General features: G+C 66.4%; 2 protein-coding genes. Both read right to left on the bottom strand.

The genetic code is table 11. The features are described from left to right. Window positions 1-508, bottom strand: a 508-nt coding sequence (locus ER13_RS17155; RefSeq protein WP_035311313.1) for a 16S rRNA (uracil(1498)-N(3))-methyltransferase, incomplete at its 3' end; no start/stop codon positions are given. Window positions 509-578: 70 nt separating this feature from the next. Beyond that, window positions 579-1,742: an acyl-CoA dehydrogenase family protein gene (locus tag ER13_RS17150; protein ID WP_035311312.1), complete on the bottom strand. Its 1,164-nt coding sequence runs from the start codon at window positions 1,740-1,742 to the stop codon at window positions 579-581. Window positions 1,743-1,807 lie beyond the last annotated feature (65 nt).

Here is a 1,807-nt window from a genome sequence, read left to right as displayed (position 1 = left end):
GGGCGCCGCCGGTCTCGTCGCAGAACATTAGGCGCCGGCCGGCCTCCCACCCGTCCAGCAGGGCGTCCAGTTTAACCGGATCATCGACCGGGGGCACGTCCAGCCGCCCGGTCTGTTCGGCGGCCTCCTCGGCGATGGCGTCCAGCCGGTCCAGGCGGATGCGGTCGGCGTTGGTCCGTTTGGTCAGGACCAGCCGCACCCGGCGCGCCCCCAGCTCTGCGGCCTTCTCGACGATGGTCTCGACCCGGGCCTTCTTCACCACGGCGACGATCAGCTCCAGATCGGGGCCATAGGTCTGGGGCCGCGCCTGTTCCTCGGCGCGCAGGATGACGCCTTTCTTCAGGACTTCGGCGACGGTGCAGCGCCATTCGCCATCGCGGCCGTTGAACACCAGCAGTTCGTCCCCGACCTTCAGCCGCATGACCTGGGTCAGATAGCGCGACTGGTCGAGCGTGGGGGCGACGGCGGCGGCGGCGGCGAGGGGGGAAGGGACGTGAAGACGGATCATGTCCGCCTTCCTATCTCCGTCCCTTCCATCCGTCATCCTCAGGCTTGACCGAGGATGACGGAGGGGGCGATCAGAGGGTGCGCGCGATCAGCAGCTTCATGATCTCGTTCGTGCCGCCGTAGATCCGCTGCACCCGCGCGTCCTTGTACAGCTGGGCGATGGCGTATTCGTTCATGTAGCCGTAGCCGCCGTGCAGTTGCAGCATCTCGTCGATGGTCTCGCCCTGGATGTCCGTGACCCAGTATTTGGCCATGGAGGCCGTGGCGGCGTCGAGCTGGCCCTTGAGGTGCAGGCCGATACAGTGGTCGACGAAGACCTTGGCGACCGTGAGTTTCGTCTTCACCTCGGCCAGTTTGAACTGGGTGTTCTGGAAGTCGATGACCCGCTTGCCGAAGGCCTTGCGTTCCTTCACGTAGGCGAGGGTCGCCTCCAGCCCGCGCTCGGCGGCGGCCACGCCCTGGACGGCGATGTTCAGCCGTTCCTGCGGCAGTTGCTGCATCAGCTGGACGAAGCCCTGGCCCTCGGCGCCGCCGATGATGTTGTCGCCGGGAACCTTCACGTCGTTGAAGAACAGCTCGGACGTGTCGTTCCCCTCCATGCCGATCTTGTGCAGGTTCCGGCCGCGTTCGAAGCCTTCGGCGCCGTCCGTTTCGACCACGATCAGGGAGGTGCCCTTGGCGCCCTCGGCCGGGTCGGTCTTGGCGACCACGATGATGAAGTTGGCCAGTTGGCCGTTGGTGATGAAGGTCTTGGAGCCGTTGACGACATAGCCGTTGCCGCTCTTGACCGCCGTGGTCTTGACCCCTTGCAGGTCGGAGCCCGCGCCCGGTTCGGTCATGGCGATGGCGCCGACCAGTTCGCCGGACTGGAGCCGGGGCAGCCAGCGCGCCTTCTGCTCCTCGGTGCCGTAATGCCAGATGTAGGGGGCGACGATGGCGTTGTGCAGGCTGATGCCGAAATGGTCCGCGCCCTTCCAGCCCAGCTGGCGCATCAGCACCACCTCGTGCCGATAGTCGCCGCCCATGCCGCCGTCTTCTTCCGGCATGGACAGGCCAAGCAGGCCGTCGGCGCCGGCCTGGCTCCACAGTTCGCGCGGCACGGACGAGTTGGCGATCCAGGACTGGACCTTTTCCGGCGGCGCGTGCTCGTCGATCCATTTGCCGACGCTGTCTGAGAAGAGGACAATCTCCTCTTCACGCATGAAATCGGGGTCGGGGCTGTTGAGGATGTTCATGAGCGTTTCCTGGACGTCTCCCTCCCCGTCCGGGGAGGGGGGCCGCGAAGCGGCCGGGTGGTGAC

The organism is Brevundimonas sp. EAKA (assembly GCF_000698025.1).
Taxonomy (GTDB): Bacteria; Pseudomonadota; Alphaproteobacteria; order Caulobacterales; family Caulobacteraceae; genus Brevundimonas; species Brevundimonas mediterranea_A.
This window is presented reverse-complemented; position numbering and strand designations above follow the sequence as displayed.